Genomic DNA, 23,954 nt, shown 5'->3' with positions numbered 1-23,954 from the left:
CGAAACGTGTCACAGGCGCCACTAGGGTTGTGGCCCATGTGGCCAGGACAGCAGCCGCCCGGGGGCGAGCAGAACCCGCAGGACCAGAACCCGTACCAGCAGCCGGGTTACCAGCAGCCGAATCCGTATCAGCAGCCCGGATACCAGCAGACTGGGCACCCGCAGCCGGGGCAGCAGCCGGCCCTCTACGGACCCCAGCCGGGGCAGCCCCAGTGGGGAACGCCGGCCACCGCGGGCGCGCCCCAGCCACCGAGCGGTGGCGGAAACAGGACCAAGGTCATCGCCATCACGGCGGCCACCGCCGTGGTCGTGGCCGCCGGCGTGACGGGCTTCCTCGTCCTGGGCGGCGACAAGAAGGACGACAACGCGGGCAAGGACGCGTCCAAATCGCCCAGCGCGTCCGCCACCACGTCCCCCAGCGCGAGCGGAAGCGGTGACAACCCGCGCGGCACCAACGAGGAGAAGCCGACGATCGCGGGCTGGAAGGTCGTCATCAACCCCAAATGGGGCACCGCCTTCGACGTCCCCCCGGACTGGAACGTCCGCACGCCCGGCACGTTCATCGGCTTCGACGACGAGCAGAAGAATGACGGCTCCGCATACATCGGCATGTCCGCGCCCGCTTTCCTCAAGGAGAAGTGGTGCACGTCCGACGACAACAAGGACGGCCGCACGGACGACACGGCACTGGCCGCGGCCGGCACCAAGGGGGAGAGCGGCGCCAAGAACACCGACACCATCGCCCGCGGCGACTCGGCCGCCTGGGCCTTCGGCGGCTACACGGACCAGGCGAAGGCCTCGGAGAAGCTGCTGAAGATCGGCAAGCCCCAGCCGTACACGACGGCTTCGGGCATCAAGGGCAGCGTCGCGACGTCGTACACGGTCGGTGTCCCCAAGAAGGGCAAGTGCGACTCCGACGGCACTGCGACCTCGTTCGGCTTCAAGAACTCGGCGGGCGACTTCGTTTCCTGGTCGTTCTACGGCGCGAAGGGTGTCAGTGACGAGGTCCCGGACGCGACCGTGCGGAAGATCCTCAGCACGGTACGTCTGCACGGTACCCCGACGGGTTCCTGAGCCCACGCCATACGGGGACGGGCTGCCGGACGGTGCCCGGTCCTCGCGCAAACGGTTTGGCAAGCGGGGACCGCGGCGGCGATAGTCGGCCGGTGAGCTCCGCCGCCGACGCCTCCCGCCGCTCCCGCCGCCCCTCCTGGGCGGGCCGCAACTACACCCTGCTGACCGCCGCCGCGGTCGTCACCAACCTGGGCAGCCAGGGCGCGCTGATCGCCTCGGCGTTCGCGGTGCTCGAGGCGGGCGGCAACGGGGGTGACGTGGGGCTGGTGGCGGCGGCTCGGACGCTGCCGCTGGTGCTCTTCCTGCTGATCGGCGGAGCGGTCGCGGACCGGCTGCCGCGCCATCGGGTGATGGTCACGGCCAACGCCCTGAACTGCGTCTCGCAGGCGGTGTTCGCGGTCCTCGTCCTCGCCGGCGAGGCGCGGCTGTGGCAGATGATGCTGCTGTCCGCGCTCGGCGGCACCGGGCAGGCGTTCTTCAGCCCGGCGGCCGAGGGCATGCTGATGTCCTCGGTGAGCGGGGAGCAGGCCGGCCGCGCCTTCGCCATGTTCCGGATGGCGATGCAGGGCGCCGGCCTGGGCGGCGCGGCCCTGGGCGGGGCGATGGTGGCCGTGGTCGGGCCCGGCTGGGTGCTCGCCGTGGACGCGGTGGCGTTCGCGGTCGCCGGAGCCCTGCGGTCGTTCCTCGACGTGAGTCACATCCCGCCGCGCGAACCCGGCGGCGGGCTGCTCTCCGATCTCCGCGAAGGCTGGCGGGAGTTCGTCGGACGGCCGTGGCTGTGGACGATCGTCGCCCAGTTCTCCGTGGTGGTCGCGGTCGTCGGCGCCGCCGACGCGGTCTACGGTCCGCTGGTCGCCCGGGACAGTCTCGGCGGCCCTGGGCCGTGGGGGCTCGCGCTCGGCGCGTTCGGTGCCGGAACCGTCGGCGGCGCACTGCTGATGACCCGCTGGAAGCCGCGCCGGCTCCTGCTCGCGGGCACTCTCTGCGTCTTCCCGCTGGCCGCCCCGGCCGCCGCGCTCGCGGTGCCGGTCCCGGTGGGTCCCTTGTGTGCCGTGATGTTCGTGAGCGGTGCGGCGATCGAGGTCTTCGGGGTGTCGTGGATGACCTCGCTACTGGACGAGAGACCACTGCGAGAGCACGCACGTAGAACCGATGGGACCTGTTGGGACAGCCCGCGGAAGTCAACCTGGCAACTGGTCGCTGGTGTGCGGTCGCAGCTCGTACAGCGTGGCTCCGCACAAGCCGACGGGCCCCTCGTCCGCATGCCTATTGGAGAGACCACGACGATCTCGTGGTACCCGCTGCCCGCGGGTCCTCAGTCGCTCGTGATGCCGAGCGCCGTACGGATCTCGCTTGTCAGCCGCGCGTCCAGGCCGGGCACGGTCATCCGGTTCTTGACCAGAGCGAAGGAGAACCGATGCGCTGGGTCGGCGAAGGCCGTGTTGCCGCCCGACCCGCTGTGGCCGAAGCCGCCTGCCGGGCGCACCGGCTTCGCTCCGCTGTCCCCGATCACGAATCCGCCGCCCATCGTGCAGGTGGTGCCCATCATCCTGTCCACCCCGCTCGCCCACCCCGTGGTCGCCTCCTTCAAGGTCGCCGCCGAGAGCAGCCGTACCCCCTCCAGCTCACCGCCGCAGGCCAGCACCGCGTACAGACGGGCGGCCCCGCGCGCGGTCATCATCCCGTTGGCCGGCAGTGCCGTACGCCGGAAATCGTCGCGGTTGCCCAACTCCGCCACCGGCAGCACCCCGTGGGGAACGCAGTCGAAGAATGGCGCCCCGGGCGGCATCCGCTCCAGCCGCGCCGCCCAGCCGCCGTCGTAACAGGTGGCCACCCGCGACGCGAGGTGCTCAGGGACATGGAAGAGCAGCTCGTCACCGATCCCGAGCGGACCGGCCAGCTCTTCACGCAGCAGCTGGTCGCAGGTCCGGCCGGTAGCGCGGCGCAGGATCTCGGCGAGCAGCACCCCGTAGGTCCAGGCGTGGTAACCGAAGGCGCTACCGGGCTCCCACCGCGGCCGCTGCCCGGCGATCCAGTCGGCCATGGTCGGCAGGTCGAGCAGCCGCTCCGGGGTCACGTCCGCCGGCAACTGGGGCAACCCGGCCATATGGCCGAGCACCTGCCCCAGGGTGATCCGCTCCTTCCCCGCCGCGCAGAACCGCGGCCAGTACCGCGCCACCGGCGCGTCGTACGCCAGCACCCCGCGGTCCACCAGTACCGCGACCAGGGCCGCCGCCACGCCCTTGCCGGTCGACCAGGCCGGGACCAAGGTGTCCGGCCCCATCGGCCGCCCCTCGGCGACGTCGGCCGTCCCCGCCCACGCGTCGACCACCAACTCGCCGTCGCGCCAGGCCGCCACCTGCACCCCGACCTCCACGCCGGATCCCGTCAGCTCCGCCAGGACTTCCTCGACGCGCCGCTGCGCCGGGTTGTCCGGCACCGTGCTGGTGTGCACAGACCCTCCCCCCTCCGACCCGGGGGACCGCGATCACGATCGCCCGCCGACTTCAACGCGGTTCCGACCAGAACCGTTCCGGCGGTCGCTGCTTCGCACTCGCAGCCATGGTCAGCCCCGCAAAGCGATTCCCATCACACGTCCCGGCCAGAGTCACAAGGCCAATAGTGGTGAGTTTGCATTTGAAGAGGTGTTGCTCCCGGCCCCAGAACATCCCGAGGGTTGCTGAAACGGTCTGTGAACGCGGCTTGACATGGATCAAGCCGTCGTTCCTCTCACGGACGGCCGTCGGCCGTTCGGCCGGCTTGTCCGGTCATGGACGGAGATGGGCCAGCAGTTCGTCCCCGGCGGGGTAGGGGTGTTCCTGGGGCAGCAGCACGGTCGCAGCGTCCAGCTCGTTGCGGCCTACGAGGTCGTGGATCTCGCGGGCGAGCGGAGTCACGTCGCTGATGGCCACCGTCCACTCGTCCGCGTAGCGCCCTACGGCCTCGCCGGAGAGCCCGAGTTGGAGTGAGCGGTACGTCAGTGGGCGCAGGTGCAGGTCACGCTCCGGGTCCCACTGGACGCGAGCCGGTGCGCGCTTGAGCTGACGTTGCCAGGTGCCGCGGTCGGGGTGCAGCCCGCGCACATAGCTCGACAGGCACGCGTGGCGCAGTGCCCACTCGAAGCCGTCGCGGGTGATCTCGACGGCCAGAACAGTCTCCTGCCCGGCCTTCGTCGCCCAGCCGCAGCGGTACATCATCCACAGAAAAGACGGCTTGATCCACGTCATACGGTCCCGCTTCCACGCAGCGGTAAATCGGCCCTGGCGAACTGCGGGCATACCGATCTCCGGGGAGTACGCCTGGTAAACGGTGATCGTGGATGCCGTGTGGAGCGCACGGATGCCGCGCAGCGGTTGTTCCATGGCGTACAGGGTGGGGTCGACCGGTTCCCGTCGGCCATTGATTTTCGCGTATGCCGTGGTGGTGTCCCCTGCCTCAGCAAGCGCGAGGGCAGGCAAGGACCTCGCCTGCAGTACGGCCAGCGCTTTTATGACCGCATCGATGGTTCGGCCCCTTCAGCGAGACAGCTCGGCCATGGCGGCGCGCGAACGGCGATCGACGCCACGGCCGGTTGGGCTCGACTCAGGCCGGCCCGGTTTCCTCTCCGGCGCTTCGGGCGCGGGAGCGATGCCAGTCGGGCACGACGCTCCCCAGTTCGTTTCGAACGGGTCACCTAGTGCTCTGACCGGGAAGGTTCACCGGGTTGTAGGAGGCGGCAGCGTTCGCGGAAATCCGTTTCGGGGGTTGCTGCGGTGCCTCTACTGTGGCGCGGTGATGACTGAGGTGATCGTTCTCAACGGTGGTTCCAGCTCCGGGAAGTCCGGGATCGCCCGGTGTCTGCAGGCGGTCCTGCCGGATCCGTGGCTGGCTCTCGGGACCGACACGCTGGTTGACGCGATGCCAGCGTCCATGCAGGCGTCGGATGCGGGGATCGAGTTCGCTCCGGACGGAGAGGTGGTCGTCGGGCCGGAGTTCCGGACGCTGGAAGCGGCATGGATCGAGGGAGTCGCCGCGATGGCCCGTGCGGGCGCCCGGGTCATCGTCGATGAGGTCTTCCTCGGCGGAGCGGACTCGCAGCAGCGGTGGCAGAAGACTTTGCGTGACCTGCGGGTGCTGTGGGTCGGCGTCCGGTGTGACAGTGCGGTTGCCGCAGGCCGTGAGGTCGCACGAGGCGATCGGGTCATCGGGATGGCCGTGTCCCAGGCGGATGTGGTCCACCGAGGCGTGGTCTATGACCTGGAGGTGGACACCACGCATGCCGAGTCGATGGAGTGCGCACGGGCCATCGCCGCACGTGTCAGGTGATCGACAGCGCGGCTGTCTGCCGCTATGACCGGGGCGCCGTGACGATCAGGCCGCTGGGGCCAGGGGCCGTCCTCCCCAGCGGATGCCCTTCTCGCTGCGGATCCGGGAGCGTTCGCGGCGTTGGGCGGCCAGCACGTCGGGGTGGCGGGCATGGGTGTTGCGCCAGCGCAGGTAACGGTGCAGCTCGCGGGTCTGGACGGTGTGGTTGGGGTGGTGGGAGTTGGCAAGGGTGAACTGCCGCAGCGGTCCGAAGTGCGCTTCGATCGGGTTGGCCCAGGAGGCGTTGGTCGGGGTGAAGCACAGTTCGACCTTGTTCTTCTTCGCCCAGCGGCGGATCTTGTTGCCCGTGTGGGCGGAGAGGTTGTCCAGGATGATGTAGATCGGGGCGCCGTCGGGGCGGGCTGCCCGGATCGACTTCAGGGCCGTGAGGGTGTTGGCCGTGCCTTTGCGGCGGCGGTTGACGCCCCACAGGGTGTCGTCACCGACGGAGTAGCAGCCGTGGAAATAGGTGACGCCGTGGGCGCGGTGGTAAGTCGCCGGCAGCCGGTCGGGCCGGCTGCGTTGGGCCCAGCAGGATCCTGCGGTGGGCCGGATGCCCAGCGGGCCGAACTCATCGAAGGCGAACGTGCGGTCCGGGAAGTGCTCCAGGACGTGCTCGATCCGGTCGAGCTTGGCGTCGCGGGCGGGGTCGGTTGACTCCTTCCACGTCTTGGTGCGCTGGAAGGTGACCCCGCGGCGGGCCAGTAGCATTCGCAGAGCCTCACGGCCGATGCGGATCACCCTGCCGTGGACTTTGCGCAGATAGGCGGCGAGTTCGCGGATGGACCAGCGGGTGAAGGGCTGGTCGAGTGTGCGGGGGCGGGTGGTGGCCGTCTGGATGACGAAGTCCTCGTCGTCAGGGCTGAGCAGGCGGGGACGGCCTCCCGCCCACTGAGGGTCCAAGCAGGCCAGGCCGATCTCGTTGAACCGGTGGATCACATCGCGCACCGTGTCCTCGTCGGCTTGGATCAGCTGGGCGATCACCGGAACCCGGTTACCTCCGGCCGAGGCCAGGATCATCATCGCGCGCCGGTAGCGCACCGTACTGGTGCTGCCCCGGCGCACAATCTGCTGAAGCCTCTGCCCTTCCTGGTCGGTCAGTCTGCGGACCTTGACCGGCTCTGCCACCGCGCCTCCACGCACCAGATTGGATGTCGGCACACATCCAACCGCGCGCAAGTCCCGCACCGCGAACGGCAACCCGGTGAACCTTCGCGGTCAGAGCACTAGCTTGACGCCCGTCCCGGCGAGCCTGTTGTGCCATGTGACCCGTCGCTCACCTCGCAAGCCGGGCGAGCAGGCGGGCGACACCATGTCACGTCGACTCATCGGTTCCTGCTCAGGACCCGTACTTGGCCTGCGGGCCGGTCAGCCGGTCGACGACGAGTGCGAGCCAGCCGCTGGGTGGATACGGTGCCGGAGAGTCGACCTCCATGCCCAGCTCGGCGACGGCGAGGGCGTAGTCGGACTCGTCGAGGTCGAGCGTCAGGAGTTCGTGCAGCTCGCCGACGAGCCGGGCGACGAGATGGGGGTCGGTGGAGGTTCGGTAGTCGTCGACGGCCGCGTCGTGGTCGTTGAACTCGTCCGGCATGTCCTGCGAGAACCAGCCGCCGAGGAACTGGCCCAGCTCGGGGAAACGGGCGCGCCATTCCCAGTGGGTGGCGGGGGTGTCCGGGGGCGGGACCTCGCCCTCCTCGATGCTGTGCTTCAGGTGATCGGCGAGGCAGTGCAGCCACTGCCGGATCTCGTCTTCGGGCAGGCCGACGTCGGGGATCGCGTAGAACTCCCCGAGGCGCAGCCGCAGGCGCCCCGGAGGATTCTCGGCGTAGTCCCGCAGCTGTCGCTCGGCGATGGCGAGAGCCCACGGTCGCCTGTGCCAGGTCTGCCGGAGATAAGCAGTCAGGGCTTGACTGGCCTCGTCCGGGGTGTCGTCGGCCGGCTGCCCGGTGTAGGCGCGGATCACCTGGTCGAGTTCGCCGTAGCGGCGGTCGTGTTCGAGGGGGCTCAGGGGCACGGTGGTCAGCCTCTACGGGTCGTCTCTACAGGTAGATGGGGAAGGTGGCGTGGACGGTGAAGCCGTGGGGGCGGGAGGTGTCCCGCTTGAGGACCACGCGGGCCGCCCGGACATCGACAGGCTCCCGCCCGGCCAGCATCATCGCCTGCAGAAGGACGCGTCCGGCCGGCTCGGGCCGGGACGGCCAGGACGCCTCGATGGTCAGGCGCGGGCGCGTGGACTGGGCCAGCCAGCGATGGATGGCCTGTTCGTTGACGGTGACGACCTGCTGGGTGGCCCACTGGGCGGTCTCGCGGTCGGGGTAGGTGGCGGAACGGGTGCGCACCTTCGGTGTCCTCTCCTGGAAGCTGTGGGGGCAGCGATTGGCTAGTCGTCCTCGAAGCGCCAGAGCACCAGGACGTTCTCGTCCGACACCCCGATGAGACAGATGTCGATGGTGGTGCCGGCAAGGGCATTGGCATGAAAGGACGAGGCCAGGAAGTCGGCCTCTTCACCGTCTTCCGCGTGCCCATGATTGGTGAAGAAACGTGCGTCATTCCCCACGGCGTTCAGGACGTCCCGCAGACATGCGTCGCGTTCCACATCCGGTGTGCGAAGGGATTTCAGAGGGCCGTACAAAAGAGATCCGACCGAAATCAGCCCGGCCAGATCCAGGGCTTTGGGGGGTGCGACCTGCAGGATGCCGTCTCGCAACTCCGTGCGGTCGACCTGCCGGAGCACGGGATGCTCCTGGATCGCGTCCATGACGGTGTCATACCAGTCCGCGCCTTTGCGTGCTACGAGCGCGGCGAAAGACTGACCTTCGTCGAAACACCCCTGAACGCAGGCGGGCAGGCCCGTCTTCCTCTCCATCACAGATCCTCCCACGGTGTGCTCACGGCAGCGTCGGCATGGACGTATAGACCACATAGGGCGGGTGAAGGCCATTCTTATATTTAAGTACGACCTTCACTGTGTGCGTGTCCTGCGCCGCACTTGCCTGAGGGTTCCCCGCCTCAACGGTACGCCCGGTCACAGAATTGAACCCAACCGGATCTAGAGTCAGAATCGAACTGTCGCTGCGCGGCCTGGAGAGCCACCTCTTGATCTTTTCCTGATTGTCAACGCCTTCGTTCTGCTGACCTGAATTAGCAGGCGGTCCCACATATTCCAGCGCGTCTTGTGTGTATTTCTGCGCGGAAGTCAGATCGGTGAAAGTGGAAGCGGCGTCGATCGTCGGCTGATCCCTGAGTCGTTGCGCGAGCTGCTCATCGGTCTTGCCCACGTGTTTGTCGATGATGTGGCTCCTGTGGACTCCCTCCTGATTCGCCAGGTCGATCGGATACACGTGGTTGGCTTCGCTGTCCCCCGGCACCGTGTACAGCGGGTTTCCCTTGAAATCGGTCAGGGCCCGCGCACCGAACGCCTCGGCCCTGGCCGACTCGGCATTGAAGGTTGGTGCGCTCGTGTAAGCCTCGTCCAGGGCCGGCAGCAGTGACTTGATTGCATGGGCCTGGCGGTGGACGCGGTTGTTGTAGGCCGACACGGCGTCGTTCAGGGCGCCCTCGTCGATGTCCAGCACGATGCCGACCGAGAGGTCCGTGACCAGGCCCTTGCCCGCTTCCCACAGTCCTTTCACCAGGCTCTTTGCGTCCGTGACGTCCAAGTTTCTGGGATCGAGTTGCTTGAGACTGTCGATGACGGCTTGGCGGTAGATCCGGTGCACATCGTGTCTGACGTCTTCGGCCGCCTTGGCGACGGCATAGACCGCGTCGACCACGGCGTCGCACGTGTCGAACAGGACGGCGAAGACGGGGTGGCTGGTCCCCCTCTTCGTGGCGTCGTCATTGGACCAGTCGTGTCCCTCGCGGGTTTTGCCCCAGGCGGAGGTTCCCCACAACGTGCTGCAGAACGTACGCATCGCGTTGTACCAGTCCTGGTTGGTCTGGTCCGTGATGGTGCCGACGAGGCCCGTGAGCGTTCCGTCCACCATGCCGAGCGTCGTCTGCGGCATTCGCCATGTCTGGGAGATCGAGTACAGGCGCAGGTGATTGGGCAACGGCAGGACCGTCGCCGCTTTGCCCCAGCGGCACTCGTGCTCCAACAACGGCCGCATGACGGCCAGGACCGCGGCCTCCAGGCCTTCCAGGGCCTCCTGCATCCAGTCCTGACCGGCGTCGATGTCCCCCCACTTGAAGTCCGTGACGGGACCGTATTTCGGGGGTGTGGCGATGACATGGGGGATGGGCCGGTGCGTCGCGTGCCCTGCCGCAGAGGGGTGTGTGGCGGCGTCGGCCGCCGCGTAGTTGTTGGCAGTGGTCGTGAAGCCGACCGCGGCTCCGCCGACGCTCACCACGGACTTGGCCCACACCTCGAGGAACCTGTCGGCGATTTGCAGGTAGGCGGTCGTGAAGTCCTTCATGGCCGACCCTCTGCCGCCGCCGTCGGGGTACCGGGCCAGTTCGTCGAGGAACGACTTGATGCCCCGGTCCAGGGGGTCCTGCTGCCCCGCCACACCTGTCGAGACCCCGTACAGGACGGACGGGGTCACATCGATCGTTCCGCTCTGGGGGCCGGCGGAGTGGCCATCAAGCGGCTCCCCAACCGCGCAGCACTGCTCGATGTGCTGCCGCGTAGTTGGTATGGCCGGTGGCGACGTAGGCGTGGAGCCACTTCTGGGCTGCCTGCAGGTCCTGTGCGGAGCGGTCCCAGTCGTCGAGTTTCTGGACGAAGACCTCGCGGGCCTCACCCTTCCACGACAGGACGACGGGCTGGACACGCTCGTATAGGCCCTCCAGCTTGTCGTTGAGCTGCTTGAGGATGTCCTCCAGTTCGGTGTTGAGTTCGTGGAGGGTGGAGAAGGAGACGGTTATGCGGCCGTCGTCGGCGGCGAGCCTGGTCGACATGATGCCCCTTGATGTCGGCAACTGGGCGTGCGAAGCGAGTACCTGGTGTGCGGCTGCTCAGGTCAGAAGGAGTCGAGGCTGCTGCGCGGTGGTGACGGAGCACCGCCCGTCCCGATCTCCGGGTTCAGCGTGGAGAGCTTGTCGACTTCGCTGTTGATGTCCACCTGGATGCGCTGCATCTGTTCGAGCACCTCCAGGTCGTGTTCGCTGAACCCGTCCCGGCTCAGCCGTACGGCCCCCTCCAGCAGCTTCATCACTTCACGGATGCCTACGGCGTCCTCGGTGGCCGCCCGGTGGAACTCCCGGTACGCCGTGGCCGCTGGGCCGCGCCAGCCGGCCTCGATGCGGTCGACGATCGCGTCCATGCGCTTGACCTGCTTGTCGAGATGGTCCTGCATGTCGCCGAGGTCACCGGCGAGCTTCGTCAGGCCCTTCGACGACACACGCAGATCGGGGCCGCCTCCCTCGTCCGCGCTTGCACCGGTTACTCCCATGTCGCATCCCCCGACTGGTCGGCATCTTGTGTCCCAACAGACTTAAGGATCTTACGGAAGGGGCACCAGTAACGGATGTACGGGGGGAACAGAGCAAGACGACAGACAGCGGCGCGCTCAGGTCTTGGCAGACGCGACGCCGGTCAGGTACGTCGCAACCCACGCGGCCGTGGTGTCATGCGATCGGTGATCGATGCCACGGCCGGTTGGACGGAAGTTCAGGCCGATCCAGATACTCCTCCGGTACTTCCCGGCGCCGAAGCGATACCCGTCGGGCAGGATGCCCCCAGTTCGTCCCGAAGGGGGTACTTAGCTTGACCCCCGTCCCGCCCAGGCTGCAGTGCCCGTTCGGGTCCACGGGACGATACCCGTGGCGATCTTGCCATGACCCGAGCCGGTAAGGGCTCCCAGGCTCAGCAACTCCCGGTAGAGGCTACTTTCGTTCAGGCGTTGCTCGCTGCACCAGGAGATCCCCGAGGACAAGCTCTCCCGCGTCTCGGCGTACGACTGGTTCGGTTCGATCGCGATGGTCCCGCTGGCCACCGCCCTGGCGGGCCCGGCGGAAGCGGCCCTCGGGCGTACGACCGCCCTGTGGGGCTGTTCGGCGCTGGTCGTCGTGGTCACGGCGGCCGTGTTGTGCGTGCCGGACGTACGGAATCTGACCCGGCGGACCAAGCCGGTGGCCCAGGGGTCACCGGTGGCGGAGGTCGAGCTCCGGTCAGCCGATGCTGAAGGCACCGCCGGGCGGCTCGGGTGAGGCGACCGCGTCCTCGTCGCGCACGGGTGCGGCGGAGCCGATGAACTCCCGCAGCGCCGCGCCGCTTTCGACACGCGCCGGGAAGGCGTCGGCGGCCGTGCGGCGGGCGAGGGCGGCCGTGTCGAGCGGGCGGTGGGAGGCCACGAGCACCGCATTGCCGAAGCGCCGGCCGCGCAGCACACCGGGTTCGGCGATCAGGGACAGCTCCTCGAACACGGTCGCGAACGTGGCGAGTTGGGAGCGCAGGAAGACGAAGGGCGCGGCGTCGGCGAGGTTGGCCAGATAGACGCCGTCCTCGCGCAGCACGCGCGCGGCGGCGCGCGCGTACGCCGTGGACGTCAGGTGCGCCGGGACGCGCGCGCCGCCGAAGACGTCCGCGATCACGATGTCGGCGGAGGCGGGCGCGGCGGATTCGAGCCAGCCTCTCGCGTCCGCGCCGTGCAGCGTGACGCCCGCGTCCTCGGGTACGGGCAGGTGCTCGCGGACCAGCTCCAGCAGGCCCAGGTCGGCCTCCACCACGTCCTGCCGTGAGCCGGGGCGGGTCGCGGCCACATAGCGGGGCAGCGTCAGGGCTCCGCCGCCGAGGTGGAGCACGTCCAGGGGCCGTCCCGACTCCACGACCATGTCCAGGACGTGCCCGAGCCGTCGGGCGTACTCGAACTCCAGATGGGTCGGCTCGTCCAGATCGACGTACGACTGCGGTGCGCCATCGACCGTGAGCAGCCAGGCCCGCCTCCGGTCCACGTCCGGCATCAGCTTGGCGGTTCCATGATCCACGGTCCGTGTCACGGGTATCGGCTCGTCCACAGGTCCATTGTGCCGCCCCTTTCAGGAGCGCTGTCAGCGCTGCCTGACCGCCGCGCGGGCCGCGGGCTCTCCGACGGCTATCGGTACGAGTCGGTGCCCGCTCCCCTCGTAGCGGGAGCGGGCACCCTCGTCCTGCCTCTCGGCCGTCAGCCCACCGAGGTCACCGTCCCCGCGCCGACCGTCCGGCCGCCCTCGCGGATCGCGAAGCCGAGCCCCGGCTCCAACGGCACCTCGCGCCCGAGCTCGACCGTCATCGTGACGGTGTCGCCGGGCCGGGCGACCGCCCGCTCGCCGAGGTCGACGTCACCGACCACGTCCGCGGTGCGGATGTAGAACTGCGGCCGGTACCCGGTGGAGACGGGTGTCGTACGACCGCCCTCGCCCGTCGACAGGACGTACACCTGGGCCGAGAAACGGCGACTGGGGACGACGCTGCCGGGCGCGGCGACGATGTGCCCGCGGCGTACGGCGTCGCGGGGCACCCCGCGCAGCAGCAGCGCCACGTTGTCCCCGGCCTGCGCCTCGTCCATGGGCTTGCCGAAGGTCTCCAGGCCGGTGACCACCGTGTCGACGGCCGCGCCGAGCACTTCGACGCGGTCGCCGACCCGGATCGTGCCGCGCTCGACCGCGCCGGTGACGACCGTCCCGCGCCCGGTGATCGTCAGCACGTTCTCGACCGGCAACAGGAACGGCGCGTCGAGGTACCGCTCGGGCATGGGCACATACGTGTCCACCGCGTCGAGCAGCGCGTCGATCGCCGCCGTCCAACGGGAGTCGCCCTCAAGCGCCTTGAGACCGGACACCCGTACGACGGGTACGGACTCGCCCCCGTAGCCGTGCGCGGAGAGCAGCTCGCGGACCTCCAGCTCCACGAGGTCGGTCAGCTCCTCGTCGCCCGCGTCGGCCTTGTTCAGGGCGACGACGATGTGGTCGACGCCCACCTGCCGGGCGAGCAGCACGTGCTCGGCGGTCTGCGGCATGATCCCGTCGAGCGCGGAGACGACGAGGATCGCCCCGTCGAGCTGCGCCGCGCCGGTGACCATGTTCTTGACGTAGTCGGCGTGACCCGGCATGTCCACGTGCGCGTAGTGGCGGGTGTCGGTCTCGTACTCGACGTGCGCGATGTTGATGGTGATGCCGCGCGAGGCCTCCTCCGGCGCCCGGTCAATCTGGTCGAACGATACGTATCGGGTACTGCTGCCGGAGCCGCGCTCGGCGAGGACCTTGGTGATGGCGGCGGTCAGGGTGGTCTTGCCGTGGTCGACGTGACCCATCGTGCCGATGTTCAGGTGCGGTTTGGTGCGGACGTATGCCGTCTTGGGCATGGCGATACCTCGAAGCCTCTTCAGTGTCAGCGGAGCTGAGTGATGGCCCCGGCGCTCAGCGGCCGGGACGGGGACCCCAAGGACTTGCCGACCCTCCCCCTGCGGGGTCCGCCGGACGATCCGGGAAGGGTCAGCTTCGGGCGCCGTCGACGGCGGCCACGATGATCGGGACGGCAGCCTTCGGCGCATCCGCGACTGCGGATGCTGCGAGGAGGAAGGCGTGCCGGAACATGAGGCGATCATCGCCGACGTATCCGGCCACGTCGAATGGTTTTTCCCGCCACGCGGGCGGGTGTGGCAGGTGCTTCTGCCGGTGTGTCAGGGGCCGATGTTCTTGAGCGCCTCGCGTACGGAGAGGGGCGCGAGCCGCCCCTGTTCCCGGGCCACGAAGGCCCGTACCGCCTCCGGGTCCGTCTTCGCGTACTCGCGCAGACACCAGCCGATCGCCTTGCGGACGAAGAAGTCGGGATGTCCGGACTGCCGTACGCAGTAGGCGAAGAGCCGCTCGGTGTCGGTCGTCTCCTTGTAACGGAGCTGGTGGAGCAGGGCCGTACGGGCGACCCACAGGTCGTCGTCCTCGATCCACGCGTCCATGTCGCTCTTCAGCTTCGGGTCGGCGGCCACGAGGCCTCCCACCACGTGGGCGGCGAGTGCGTCGACGGTGTCCCACCAGGAGACCGTGCCGACGAGATGGCGCGTCACCGGGAGGAAACCGGAAGAGAGTTGCCTCACATGGCGGCGCAGGTAGTCGACGGCGAAATAGTGGTACTCGCGCTCCGGCAACGCCCAGCAGCGCAGGGCCACGGCGGTGCAATCGGCCTCTTCAGGGGCCGCTGTTGCGAGGAGGACCGTGCGGGACAGCACGCGGCGATCGGGCGTGGTCAGACCGAGGAAGGGGGCGACGTCCTTCAGGTACGCTCGCATGGACACGGCCCGTTGCGGATCGGCCGCCGCGCCGTACGTGGCGGTGAGCCGTTCCAGGACCGTGTCCGCGAGGGAACTGTTCGGCACCTCGAACCGCGTACCCGACGTTCCGGAACCTGTGACGCCCATGAGACGAACCATACGGCGATCACACACACGGGTCGGTTAGTGTCGCCGAATGCTCGATGCCACCACCCGCTCTGGGGGCACCGCCACAGCCGTTCCCCCGGCTCCCGTCACTGAGCTCTCCCTCGCCGCGGAGTTCGCCGTCGCCACGCCCACGGGCCTCGCCGCCCGTTGCACGAGAGTCCTGCTCTCGCCCTGGTCCCGGCTCTCCCTGCTGCTGGTGCTGCTCGCGGCGGCCGCGTCGAGCGTGCTGCTCTTCGAACCGCAGCGGCTGCTCTCCGACGGCTGGCCGCCGCAGCTCAGCGGCGCCGCGGCGGCCGTGGTGTTCGCGGTGGCGTACGGACTGTGCACCGTGGCGTTCGTACCCCGGCCGCTGCTCAACCTCGCGGCGGGCGCGCTCTTCGGCTCGCAGCTGGGCCTCGGCACCGCGCTCGCGGGCACGGTGCTCGGCGCCGGCGTGGCGTTCGGGCTCGGCCGGATCCTCGGGCAGGACGCGCTGCGCCCGCTGTTGCGCGCCCGCTGGCTGAAGGCGGCCGACGGACAGCTCAGCCGGCACGGCTTCCGTACGATGATGATGGCCCGGCTGTTCCCCGGCGTGCCCTTCTGGGCGGCGAACTACTGCGCGGCTGTCTCCCGCATGGGCTGGCTGCCGTTCCTCCTCGCCACCGCCCTGGGATCGATCCCGAACACCGCCGCGTACGCCGTCGCGGGGGCCCGGGCCTCGGCGCCGACCTCCCCCGCCTTCCTGATCGCCATGGGCTTCATCGCGCTGCCGGCCCTGGTCGGCGCGGTGGTGGCCTGGCGCAAGCGCCACCACCTGCGCGGACACTGATCAGCCTCCGGCACGGCGGCTCTCGGGAACCCCGGACGGCCCGGGTCGTCCGCGATCACACGGCCTCGATGACCATCGCGTTGGCGAGTCCTCCCGCCTCGCACATCGTCTGCAGCCCGTAGCGGGCTCCGCGCTCGCGCATCGCGTGCACGAGGGTGGTCGTCAGCCGGGTGCCGCTCGCGCCGAGCGGGTGGCCGAGCGCGATCGCCCCGCCGTGCACGTTGACCCGGGACAGGTCCGCGCCCGTCTCCTGCTGCCAGCTCAGGACGACGCTCGCGAAGGCCTCGTTCACCTCGAAGAGGTCGATGTCGCCGAGGGTGAGCCCCGCCTTGCGGAGCACCTTCTCGGTGGCCGGGACGACGCCCGTGAGCATCAGCAGCGGGTCGGAGCCGGTGACGGCGAAGCTGTGCAGGCGGGCGAGCGGGCGCAGCCCGAGCCTGGCCGCGGTCTCGCTCGACGTGATCAGCACGGCCGACGCGCCGTCGTTGATCGGGCTCGCGTTGCCCGCCGTGACGGACCAGTCGATCTGTGGGAAGCGCTCGGCGTAGGCCGGGGCGTAGTAGGCGGGCTTGAGTCCGGCGAGTATCTCCGTGGTGGTGGCGGGCCGGACACTCTCGTCGCGGGCCAAGCCCTCCAGGGGCGCGACCTCGCCGTCGAAGAGGCCGTTGTCCCAGGCCGCGGCCGCCTTCTGGTGCGAGCCCGCCGCGAAGGCGTCCATCTGCGCGCGCGACAGGCCCCACTTTGCGGCGATGAGCTCGGCGCTGATGCCCTGCGGCACCAGGCCCTCCGGGAAGCGCGCCGCGATCCCGGGTCCGAAGGGATCCTCGGTGCCTCGGACGTTCGAGCCCATAGGCACACGGCTCATCGATTCCACGCCGCAGGCGACGACCATGTCGTACGCCCCCGACAGGACACCCTGGGCCGCGAAGTGCACGGCCTGCTGGGACGAGCCGCACTGGCGGTCCACGGTGGTGGCGGGCACCGTCTCGGGAAAACCCGCCGAGAGCGCCGCGTACCGGGTGATGTTCGCGGCCTGCTCGCCCACCTGGCTGACGGTCCCGCCGATGACGTCGTCGATCAGCGCCGGATCGACTCCGGAGCGCTCGACGAGGGTGCGCAGTGTGTGGGCGAGGAGCTCCACGGGGTGGACGTGGGCGAGGGAGCCGTTCGGCTTGCCCTTGCCGATGGGGGTGCGTACGGCTTCGACGATGACGGCGTCACGCATGTTTGATCTCCAGACTCACCAAGTTTGTTTTCCAAACCCACTAGGTGACTCAACAGTAACCCAGTGGGTTGGACAATCCAACCCACCCTCTAGACTGGTGGCATGAAGGACGCCCGCCCCTGTTCGATCGCCGACACACTCGCTCTCGTCGGCGAGAAGTACTCCCTGTTGGTACTGCGCGAGGTGTCGCTCGGCGCCACCCGCTTCGACCAGCTCGTCCGCAACATCGGCGCACCGCGCGATGTGCTCACCGCCCGCCTGAAACGGCTCGTCGACGCGGGCGTACTGGAGAAGGTCGAGTACAGCGACCGCCCGAAGCGCTACGAGTACCGGCCCACCCAGGCCGGTCTGGAACTGGATCCGGTGCTGCACACGCTGATGGCGTGGGGCGACCGCCATCTCCAGGAGGGCGGTTTCCGTCCCATGATGCTGGAGCACACCTGCGGCCATGAGCTGGTCCCGCAGGTCGTGTGCCGGGAGTGCGGCGAGGTGGTCGAGCACGGCCACCTGACGGCCCACCCGCAGACCCCGGGCTGGACGGCGACGGGGCCTGCGGTGGCATAGGGACGGGCCTGTGGTGGCGCGGGCCCGGAGAAGAACCCCCGTAGGGGCTAATGGGTCCCCTTGTAGACGTCGAGGCGTCCGCACATCCCGAACTTGCCGTGCGCGGACGGCTGTTCGGACCGTACGAGGGCGTCGGCGAGGTGGGAGACGTCGCCCCCCTCCAGCCGGTCGAGCTGCTCTCCCGTGGCCGCGGCGGCGGCCTCGGCACCGCGCCGCCACCGCTCGCGCCACTCGGCGAGCCGGGGCCGCACCAGCGCGGCCGCGGCCCGGTGGAACGCGGCGAGCGGCTCGGGCCCGTCCGCCACGCGCAGCGCCCGGTAGCCCTCCAGGGCGAGGTCCCGCCGGGCCCGGGCGACCCGCTCCTGCTCCTCCTCGGGCGCGTCGGCCGGGATGGCCGTCGCGGCCGCGTACGTCTCGGGGTCGGTCAGGTACTCCGGAGGCAGGGTGAGCACGGCGTCACCCGCTTCGGGCAGGCCGTTGTTCTGCATGAGGACGGTGATGCGCAGGTCGTCCTCGTTGACCAGGCGGTGGATGGTGCCGGGTGTGAACCACGCGACCGTGCCGGGTTCGAGCGGCGTGACCTCGTACCCGGACGTCGTCAGCGTCTGCACCGCTCCGCGCCCGCCGGTGACGACGTACGCCTCCGAACAGGTCAGGTGCAGATGGGGGGTTCCGCCGGAGACCCCGTCGGCGGCGGGCCAGTCGTACACGCAGAGGTGCGAGACGGCGACGGCGCCCGGCAGCCCGCTGAACACCGGGGTCTCGTGCGCGCCGCTCACCACGGGTGCTCCCCCAGGTACTTGGCGACCTCCTCGCGCTCCCAGGCCCCGTCGGCCACGACGACGCGGTAGCGGCGGGTGAGGGTGTCGCCGGGGGCGAGTTCGAGCTCGTCGAAGAAGGCGAACGAGGGGGCGACGGCGGCGAACGGATCGTTGCGCACGAACCAGTGGGCCGGGTGGGCTCCCGCCTCCCCGGTGTGGTCGTTCTCGGGGGCGTGCGCGAAGACGAGCGTCGCGTGGCCGTCGGCGCCGTCGTGCTCGCCGGAGTACGCGAGCCAGGGCGCCTGCCGCCCCATGAGGCCGGGCCCCTCGGAGTCGGGCCCGATGATCCGGCCGTCCCGGAAGGCGCGCGGTCCGCGCCAGAACAGGCCCGTGTAGCCGGCCATCTCCCGACCCGCGGTGGTCGGGCTGCCGAAGCGCAGCGCCTCGTCCCGCCGGTTGGTGACCGCGGTCGTCCAGGTCAGCGCCCAGGAACCCGAAGCGGGATCGACGTCGTGCACCTCGACGCGGCGCTCCTCCTCGGCCCACAGCTCACCGTCGTACGGATGCCAGGTGAGGCGCTCGGCGATGACCGCGCGGCCCCCGTCCGAGACCACCTCGTCGAAGCCGACGTGTGCCATCGACCCGACACGTTCAGGGAGTTCGAGGTATCCCTCCCCGTGGACGTACGTGTTGCCGCCCCACAGGTTGGAGCCCGACAGGTGGGAGGCCGTCATCTGGAGGCCCTTGTGCCAGCGGTGGTCGTTGGGCCGGTAGTCCGTGACGATGTCGCCGGCCAGCGTCCTGAGGGGGTGCAGATACGGCTTGGGGGCCTCCCAGGCCGCCTCGGGCCGGTAGACGTAGCTCAACAGCTCCACGCCGGTGGTCGTGTCGCTGATCGTGATGCGATCACCATGGGCGTGGACGATACGCAGCGCACCCTGCGCGGACTCGGTCATGCCGACACCTCCTGGCTCACGGTGGACGCGGACTCGCCGGCGGACGCGGCGGGCGGCGCCCAACCCGGCGCGCCCCCGTGCAGGGCCGTGTAGAACGGGTCCCCGGGCCCGACCTCCCCCGCGCGGACGGTCGTGTCCGTGAACGCCGACTTGTAGAGCGCGGTGATCAGTTCCAGGCTGGTCCGCCCGTCGGCGCCGCTGCTGCGCGGCCGCTCCCCCGCGCGCATGCTCGCGACCAGCTCCCGCAGCTGCTCCAGATGCGAGCTGGGCACGTCCGTACCGAAGTCACGCCAGGCCGCCACGTCCTCGTCGGACACGTCGGGGGCCGGGGTGATCCGCCAGTTGTCGTTGCTGTGGCCGTAAAGGTGCGTGAGCTCGACGGTGGCGCGCTCGCAGTCGATACGGATGCGGCTCACCTCGTCCGGGCTCAGGACGCTGTTGACGATCGTGGCCAGCGCGCCGCTCCCGAAGCGGACGAGGGCGGTCGAGACGTCCTCCGTCTCCACGTCGTGCACCAGGCGCCCGGCCATGGCCCGCACCTCGCTCCACGGTCCCATCAGGTCCAGGAGCAGGTCCATCTGGTGGATGCCGTGTCCCATCGCGGGCCCGCCGCCCTCGGTCTCCCAGCGCCCGCGCCAGGGCACGGCGTAGTACTCGGCATTGCGGTACCAGGTGGTCTGGCAGTGCGCGACGAGCGGGCGGCCCATGGTCCGCTCGGCGATGAGGCGCCGCACGTGCCGGGACCCCGAGCCGAACCGGTGCTGGAAGACGATGGCCGCGTACGGGCCCCCGTCCTTCCCCTCCTCCGCCTCGACGGCGTCGAAGTCGGCGAGCGTCAGGACCGGCGGCTTCTCGCACCAGACCCAGGCCCCGGCGCGCAGCGCGGCGACGGTCTGGTCCCGGTGCAGGGTCGGCGGGGTGCAGATCGCGACCAGGTCCGGCCGCTGCTCCTCCAGCATGCGGTCCAGATCGGTGTACGCGTGCGGGATGCCCGCCTCGGCGCAGAACTTCTGGACGGCGCCCTCCGCAATGTCGACCGCGGCGACGATCTCCGTCTCGCCCTCCTCGGCGAGCCGGGCGAGCGCGGGAACATGGCTCCCGCGCGCGATGGCGCCCGTACCGATGACGGCGGCCCGGATACGGCGGCCCTCGAACGGGGTCGCGGGGCGGTTGGGGGCGGACTCGGTGCTCTTACTCATGTACGTGATCAGCGCTCCATCGGACGTGACGTCAGACGTTGGCCAACGCATGGTGACACCGAAGCGGAACCGGCGGCAGCAAGCGCTTTCTCTTCCACTGCAACGTATGTCCCGGTCCAGCGGCAGGTCAACACCCTGGTCACACCGTGGACCACGTTGCCCACCGGGTCGGCACAGGACCGTCACCGCCCGCCCGCCGTCCGCCCACTGCCCGCCCACTGTCTGCGCACGAAACCCCTGTGGCAGAGCTGTCCTTGGGGGACGCTACGCTGCCACCAACACCCGTGATCACCGCCCGCAGCGGCTCGGCGTGCCCGTCGCCCCTTTCCGATCAGCGCTTGGACCACCTCACTTCATGTCTTGGTTTGAATCCCTCATCCTCGGACTCGTCCAGGGGCTGACCGAATTCCTTCCCGTCTCCTCCAGTGCGCATCTGCGCCTGACGGCGGCGTTCTCCGGCTGGGAGGACCCCGGAGCGGCCTTCACCGCGATCACCCAGCTCGGCACGGAGGCGGCGGTACTGATCTACTTCCGCAAGGATGTCGGCCGGATCCTCGCGGCGTGGTTCCGCTCGCTCACGAACAAGGAGATGCGCCGGAGCCACGACGCCCAGATGGGCTGGCTGGTCATCGTCGGCTCCATACCCATCGGCGTACTCGGCCTGACACTCAAGGACCAGATCGAGGGCCCGTTCCGCGATCTGCGGATCACCGCGACGATGCTCATCGTCATGGGCGTGGTCATCGGCATCGCAGACCGGCTCGCGGCGCGTGACGAGACCGGCGGTAAGCACCGTGCGCCCAAGCAGCGCAAGGCACTCGAGGACCTGAACGTCAAGGACGGCCTGCTGTACGGCCTCTGCCAGGCGATGGCCCTGATCCCCGGCGTCTCCCGGTCCGGCGCGACCATCAGCGGCGGCCTCTTCATGGGCTACACCCGCGCCGCGGCGGCCCGTTACTCCTTCCTCCTCGCGATGCCGGCCGTGCTCGCCTCGGGCACCTTCGAGGTCAAGGACGCCACCGCGAACGGACATGTGGCGTGGGGGCCGACCATCCTCGCGACGGTGATCGCGTTCGCGGTCGGATACGCCGTCATCGCGTGGTTCATGAAGTTCATCTCGCACAAGAGCTTCATGCCGTTCGTCTGGTACCGCATCGCGCTCGGCATCGTCATCATCGCGCTGGTCTCGACGGGCGGGCTGAGCCCGCACGCGGCCGAGTCCGCGGGCTGACGGCTCACCACCCCTCAGGCGCCGGAGCGGTCCGTCCCGGGGAAGGCCAGCGCCCAGGGTTCCTGCTCGATCCGCGCGCCGTTGGCGACGTACGCGATCGTGCGGTACCAGCCCGCGAGGACCAGCAGCTCGAGGGCTTCGGGCTCGTCGAGGTGCTCCCGCAGTCCGCTCCAGGCCGCGTCGCTCACCCGGGCCGTGTCGTGCAGCTCGTCGACGGCACGCAGCAGCGCCGCCTGCCGGTCGGACCAGGCCGGGTGGTCGGGTCCGCCGGTCGCCGTGAGCGTCACCTGCCGCGGGGTGAGTCCGGCCGTCTCGGCGTACGTCGCCATGTGGACGCCCCATTCGTACGCGCATCCGGAGCGGGCGGCGACGCGGGCGATGACGAGTTCCCGGTCGGCGTCGCTCAGCAGGCCGTGGACGAGGAGGCCGGCGCCCAGTGCCCTCATACGTGAGGCGAGTTCCGGGTGGCGCTCCAGCACCTTGAACAGCATCAGGGGTTCGCGGGCGACACCGGGCGGCATCCATCGGTGCAACGCGCGGTCGGTCTCGGGCTCGTAGGGCGGCGTGACGCCGTCGATGCGCTGTTTCATGGCCGGCAGCCTTGCGCTTCTGAAATCGAAGCGCAAGGGTGGGAGGTGAGCGACTCCCGGCGAGAGGTACTCACTTGGGCACGACACCCGCGCCGAACGATTCGGCTTCCGGCATTCCGAGGCGGGGCCGTCCGGGCCCCGAGGGCCCTTTCGAGGGCACGGACGCCTCGGCTCCGGGCAGCCCCCATCAGGACTCGGACGCTCCCGCCCCCGGCCGCCCCGTCCGCGGCTCGGCCACCGGTCGTCCCGTCATGGCGGCGCTGGATCTGCTCGGCCGGCGCTGGACGCTACGGGTCATCCGGGAACTGCACGGCAACGGCGCCCCGATCGGCTTCCGGGACCTCCAGCGCCGTTGCGACGGCATGTCCTCCAGCGTCCTGTCCACGCGCCTCACGGAACTCCGCGAGGCGGGCATCGCCTCGTCGACAGCGACGGCGGCGCAGCCGGCGTGGCACCTCACCGCGCTCGGCGACGACCTGGTCGCCGCGATGGGGCCGCTGCTGGACTGGTCCCGCGCCTGGGCCGAGCGGCGGTGAGCGGATCCCGGCCGCCCCGGCGGAAGTCGGGCGACAGCGCACCCCCGACCGACGATCCGGGCGCCGTCGGCGAGGTGTTCCGGGGCGTTCGGCATCGGGGCCGGCGGGCCGTCGTACGGATCGACCGAGCCCGTTCGCGTCACTCCGCGTCGGCCGTGACGAACCGCATACGGGATGAGTAGCCGCCCGGTAGCGCAGTGTCAGTCCTTGCCCCTAGGCTGGTGCGCATGTCCCCCGATTTAATGTCCTCTGGTTCCGTGCGGTCCGCTGCAGCGCTGAACGAACAGATCCGCGCCTTGTGGATGCGCGCGGGCGGCTCCCTTTCCGCGCAGGAGCGCGCGGAGTACGAGCTGCTGGTCGTGAAGTGGGCGGAAGCGATACGCGGAGAGGTCGTCGAGGCCGCGTGAGATCGGGCATGGGGACCTGCACGAAGTCCAAGGGTCGATGACCGGCACCCTGGTCGGGGCTCACCGCCCCCCGGACACCCGCAACACCGCCCCCGTCGTGTACGACGCATCGGGCGACATCAACCACGCGATGGCCGCGGCGACTTCCTCGGCCTGACCGACGCGGCGCAGCGGAATCGACGAGGCGGCGCGCTCGGCGCGGCCCGGATCTCCGCTGGTGGCGTGCATCTCCGTGGCGATCATGCCGGGTGCGACCGCGTTGACGCGGATGCCGTCCGGGCCGAGTTCCTTGGCGAGGCCCACCGTCAGGGCGTCGACGGCGGCCTTGGTGGCCGCGTAGTGGACGAAGTCACCGGGGCTGCCGAGTGTGGCCGCCGTCGAGGACACGTTGACGATGACGCCACTCCCCCAGGCCGCCATGGACCGGGCGGCCCGCCGCGAACACAGCAGCGTGCCCAGCAGGTTGACGTCCACCACGCGCCGTAGATCGGCGGGGTCGGTGTCCGCGAGCCTGCCGAGCGGACCGGTCACGCCGGCGTTGTTCACCAAGCCCGTCACCGGCCCGAGCCGGTCCGCCGCCGTGTCGAAGAGCCGCTCGACGTCGTCCTCGTCAGAGGTGTCCACACGTACCGTGACGCAGCGGGCCCCCGCCGCGCGGACGGCGCTCGCGGTCCACTCCGCGGCGGCGCCGTCGCTCACGTACCCCACCGCCACGTCGTGGCCGTCCGCCGCGAGACGCGCGCACGTCGCGGCACCGATCCCCCTGCTGCCGCCCGTGACAACGGTGACGTGACGTGTCATACGTGCCTCCTGGTGGCGAACGGGCAACCCGGGGCCGTCTCGAGCCCGCACTGGTCTTCGATCACTCTACGATCGAGGACGCACCGCCGGGCAGGGGGCAAA

The 23,954-nt window shown here is 70.0% G+C and carries 25 protein-coding genes and 2 pseudogenes; 9 read left to right on the top strand and 18 right to left on the bottom strand.

Going from position 1 to position 23,954, the window contains the following annotated elements:
- The first annotated feature begins 36 nt into the window (after positions 1 to 36).
- The gene (locus tag SMIR_RS33460; RefSeq protein ID WP_212727746.1) at positions 37 to 1,074 is read left to right on the top strand and encodes a DUF8017 domain-containing protein; all 1,038 of its coding nucleotides are present in this window, start codon (positions 37 to 39) and stop codon (positions 1,072 to 1,074) included.
- A gap of 92 nt (positions 1,075 to 1,166) precedes the next feature.
- Positions 1,167 to 2,187: pseudogene (locus SMIR_RS33455) on the top strand (MFS transporter); the annotation flags it as partial.
- Between the two features lie 202 nt (positions 2,188 to 2,389).
- Here SMIR_RS33455 and SMIR_RS44985 read toward each other — a convergent pair.
- Both SMIR_RS44985 and SMIR_RS33445 read right to left on the bottom strand, forming a co-directional pair.
- Positions 2,390 to 3,433: a serine hydrolase domain-containing protein gene (locus SMIR_RS44985; protein ID WP_422664532.1), complete on the bottom strand. Its 1,044-nt coding sequence runs from the start codon at positions 3,431 to 3,433 to the stop codon at positions 2,390 to 2,392.
- A gap of 409 nt (positions 3,434 to 3,842) precedes the next feature.
- A complete protein-coding gene (locus SMIR_RS33445) occupies positions 3,843 to 4,436 on the bottom strand; it encodes a DUF4291 domain-containing protein (RefSeq protein ID WP_212727745.1) in 594 nt (197 codons plus the stop codon).
- 412 nt (positions 4,437 to 4,848) lie between these two features.
- Between SMIR_RS33445 and cpt the strand changes: the two genes are divergently transcribed.
- On the top strand, positions 4,849 to 5,379 hold the full coding sequence (gene cpt / locus SMIR_RS33440; RefSeq protein ID WP_168499318.1) for a chloramphenicol phosphotransferase CPT: 531 nt from the start codon (positions 4,849 to 4,851) through the stop codon (positions 5,377 to 5,379).
- A 45-nt stretch (positions 5,380 to 5,424) separates the two neighbouring features.
- Here the strand turns inward: cpt and SMIR_RS33435 are convergent, their stop codons facing one another.
- The 7 genes from SMIR_RS33435 to SMIR_RS33405 all read right to left on the bottom strand — a co-directional run bounded on the left by SMIR_RS33435 (position 5,425) and on the right by SMIR_RS33405 (position 10,811).
- Positions 5,425 to 6,546, bottom strand: a complete 1,122-nt coding sequence (locus tag SMIR_RS33435) for an IS630 family transposase (protein ID WP_249938506.1) — start codon at positions 6,544 to 6,546, stop codon at positions 5,425 to 5,427.
- Between the two features lie 211 nt (positions 6,547 to 6,757).
- Entirely contained in the window at positions 6,758 to 7,432 is a 675-nt protein-coding gene (locus SMIR_RS33430) for a contact-dependent growth inhibition system immunity protein (RefSeq protein WP_168489904.1), read from the bottom strand.
- Positions 7,433 to 7,457: 25 nt separating this feature from the next.
- A complete protein-coding gene (locus SMIR_RS33425) occupies positions 7,458 to 7,757 on the bottom strand; it encodes an RNase A-like domain-containing protein (protein WP_075032352.1) in 300 nt (99 codons plus the stop codon).
- Positions 7,758 to 7,798: 41 nt separating this feature from the next.
- Positions 7,799 to 8,284, bottom strand: a complete 486-nt coding sequence (locus SMIR_RS33420) for a hypothetical protein (RefSeq protein ID WP_168489905.1) — start codon at positions 8,282 to 8,284, stop codon at positions 7,799 to 7,801.
- 22 nt (positions 8,285 to 8,306) lie between these two features.
- The gene (locus tag SMIR_RS33415) at positions 8,307 to 9,962 is read right to left on the bottom strand and encodes an RNase A-like domain-containing protein (protein WP_212727743.1); all 1,656 of its coding nucleotides are present in this window, start codon (positions 9,960 to 9,962) and stop codon (positions 8,307 to 8,309) included.
- A 37-nt stretch (positions 9,963 to 9,999) separates the two neighbouring features.
- The gene (locus SMIR_RS33410) at positions 10,000 to 10,317 is read right to left on the bottom strand and encodes a WXG100 family type VII secretion target (RefSeq protein WP_212727742.1); all 318 of its coding nucleotides are present in this window, start codon (positions 10,315 to 10,317) and stop codon (positions 10,000 to 10,002) included.
- A gap of 62 nt (positions 10,318 to 10,379) precedes the next feature.
- Positions 10,380 to 10,811 carry a WXG100 family type VII secretion target gene (locus SMIR_RS33405; RefSeq protein ID WP_168489908.1) on the bottom strand — a complete coding sequence of 144 codons (432 nt, stop codon included), beginning with the start codon at positions 10,809 to 10,811 and terminating at the stop codon, positions 10,380 to 10,382.
- Between the two features lie 454 nt (positions 10,812 to 11,265).
- Between SMIR_RS33405 and SMIR_RS33400 the strand changes: the two are divergent.
- A pseudogene (locus tag SMIR_RS33400) lies at positions 11,266 to 11,568 on the top strand (MFS transporter); the annotation flags it as partial.
- On the opposite strand, the gene SMIR_RS33395 reads toward SMIR_RS33400, so the two are convergent.
- The 3 genes from SMIR_RS33395 to SMIR_RS33385 form a co-directional block, all read right to left on the bottom strand.
- The gene (locus tag SMIR_RS33395) at positions 11,530 to 12,375 is read right to left on the bottom strand and encodes a spermidine synthase (RefSeq protein WP_211118665.1); all 846 of its coding nucleotides are present in this window, start codon (positions 12,373 to 12,375) and stop codon (positions 11,530 to 11,532) included. The pseudogene SMIR_RS33400 and the gene SMIR_RS33395 sit on opposite strands and share 39 nt — an antisense overlap.
- 146 nt (positions 12,376 to 12,521) lie before the next feature.
- Complete coding sequence (gene tuf / locus SMIR_RS33390) at positions 12,522 to 13,700, bottom strand: elongation factor Tu (RefSeq protein ID WP_168489909.1); 1,179 nt, start codon at positions 13,698 to 13,700, stop codon at positions 12,522 to 12,524.
- A gap of 318 nt (positions 13,701 to 14,018) precedes the next feature.
- A complete protein-coding gene (locus tag SMIR_RS33385) occupies positions 14,019 to 14,753 on the bottom strand; it encodes a DNA alkylation repair protein (RefSeq protein ID WP_212727741.1) in 735 nt (244 codons plus the stop codon).
- A 49-nt stretch (positions 14,754 to 14,802) separates the two neighbouring features.
- On the opposite strand from SMIR_RS33385, the gene SMIR_RS33380 reads away from it, so the two are divergent.
- Positions 14,803 to 15,582: a TVP38/TMEM64 family protein gene (locus SMIR_RS33380; protein WP_212727740.1), complete on the top strand. Its 780-nt coding sequence runs from the start codon at positions 14,803 to 14,805 to the stop codon at positions 15,580 to 15,582.
- 55 nt (positions 15,583 to 15,637) lie between these two features.
- Here SMIR_RS33380 and SMIR_RS33375 read toward each other — a convergent pair whose 3' ends face one another.
- A complete protein-coding gene (locus SMIR_RS33375) occupies positions 15,638 to 16,807 on the bottom strand; it encodes a thiolase family protein (RefSeq protein ID WP_212727739.1) in 1,170 nt (389 codons plus the stop codon).
- A gap of 102 nt (positions 16,808 to 16,909) precedes the next feature.
- Here SMIR_RS33375 and SMIR_RS33370 point away from each other — a divergent pair, with 102 nt between their 5' ends.
- On the top strand, positions 16,910 to 17,371 hold the full coding sequence (locus tag SMIR_RS33370; protein WP_168489912.1) for a winged helix-turn-helix transcriptional regulator: 462 nt from the start codon (positions 16,910 to 16,912) through the stop codon (positions 17,369 to 17,371).
- 47 nt (positions 17,372 to 17,418) lie between these two features.
- Here SMIR_RS33370 and SMIR_RS33365 read toward each other — a convergent pair whose 3' ends face one another.
- Genes SMIR_RS33365 through SMIR_RS33355 form a run of 3 tightly spaced genes read right to left on the bottom strand, consistent with a single transcriptional unit; the run spans position 17,419 to position 20,287 of the window.
- A complete protein-coding gene (locus tag SMIR_RS33365; protein ID WP_248002850.1) occupies positions 17,419 to 18,150 on the bottom strand; it encodes a cupin domain-containing protein in 732 nt (243 codons plus the stop codon).
- A complete protein-coding gene (locus SMIR_RS33360; protein ID WP_168489913.1) occupies positions 18,147 to 19,088 on the bottom strand; it encodes a DUF6807 domain-containing protein in 942 nt (313 codons plus the stop codon). Before SMIR_RS33360 ends, SMIR_RS33365 begins: the two co-directional genes overlap by 4 nt.
- Complete coding sequence (locus SMIR_RS33355; protein WP_168489914.1) at positions 19,085 to 20,287, bottom strand: Gfo/Idh/MocA family protein; 1,203 nt, start codon at positions 20,285 to 20,287, stop codon at positions 19,085 to 19,087. The genes SMIR_RS33360 and SMIR_RS33355 overlap by 4 nt, the downstream gene beginning before the upstream one ends.
- A 355-nt stretch (positions 20,288 to 20,642) precedes the next feature.
- Between SMIR_RS33355 and SMIR_RS33350 the strand changes: the two genes are divergently transcribed.
- On the top strand, positions 20,643 to 21,518 hold the full coding sequence (locus tag SMIR_RS33350; protein WP_212727738.1) for an undecaprenyl-diphosphate phosphatase: 876 nt from the start codon (positions 20,643 to 20,645) through the stop codon (positions 21,516 to 21,518).
- A gap of 14 nt (positions 21,519 to 21,532) precedes the next feature.
- Here SMIR_RS33350 and SMIR_RS33345 read toward each other — a convergent pair whose 3' ends face one another.
- On the bottom strand, positions 21,533 to 22,108 hold the full coding sequence (locus SMIR_RS33345) for a carboxymuconolactone decarboxylase family protein (protein ID WP_168489916.1): 576 nt from the start codon (positions 22,106 to 22,108) through the stop codon (positions 21,533 to 21,535).
- A gap of 74 nt (positions 22,109 to 22,182) precedes the next feature.
- Between SMIR_RS33345 and SMIR_RS45155 the strand changes: the two genes are divergently transcribed.
- Together SMIR_RS45155 and SMIR_RS33335 are read left to right on the top strand one after the other, a co-directional pair.
- Complete coding sequence (locus tag SMIR_RS45155; RefSeq protein ID WP_527252128.1) at positions 22,183 to 22,644, top strand: winged helix-turn-helix transcriptional regulator; 462 nt, start codon at positions 22,183 to 22,185, stop codon at positions 22,642 to 22,644.
- Between the two features lie 227 nt (positions 22,645 to 22,871).
- Positions 22,872 to 23,051 (top strand): hypothetical protein, encoded by a 180-nt coding sequence (locus tag SMIR_RS33335; RefSeq protein WP_075032584.1) that lies wholly within the window; start codon positions 22,872 to 22,874, stop codon positions 23,049 to 23,051.
- Between the two features lie 60 nt (positions 23,052 to 23,111).
- On the opposite strand, the gene SMIR_RS33330 is transcribed toward SMIR_RS33335, so the two are convergent.
- Positions 23,112 to 23,852, bottom strand: a complete 741-nt coding sequence (locus SMIR_RS33330) for an SDR family NAD(P)-dependent oxidoreductase (protein WP_168489918.1) — start codon at positions 23,850 to 23,852, stop codon at positions 23,112 to 23,114.
- Positions 23,853 to 23,954 lie beyond the last annotated feature (102 nt).

The organism is Streptomyces mirabilis (genome assembly GCF_018310535.1).
Classification (GTDB): Bacteria; Actinomycetota; Actinomycetes; order Streptomycetales; family Streptomycetaceae; genus Streptomyces.
Note: the sequence above shows the minus strand (reverse complement) of the source record. Positions and strands in the feature narration are given on the sequence as shown.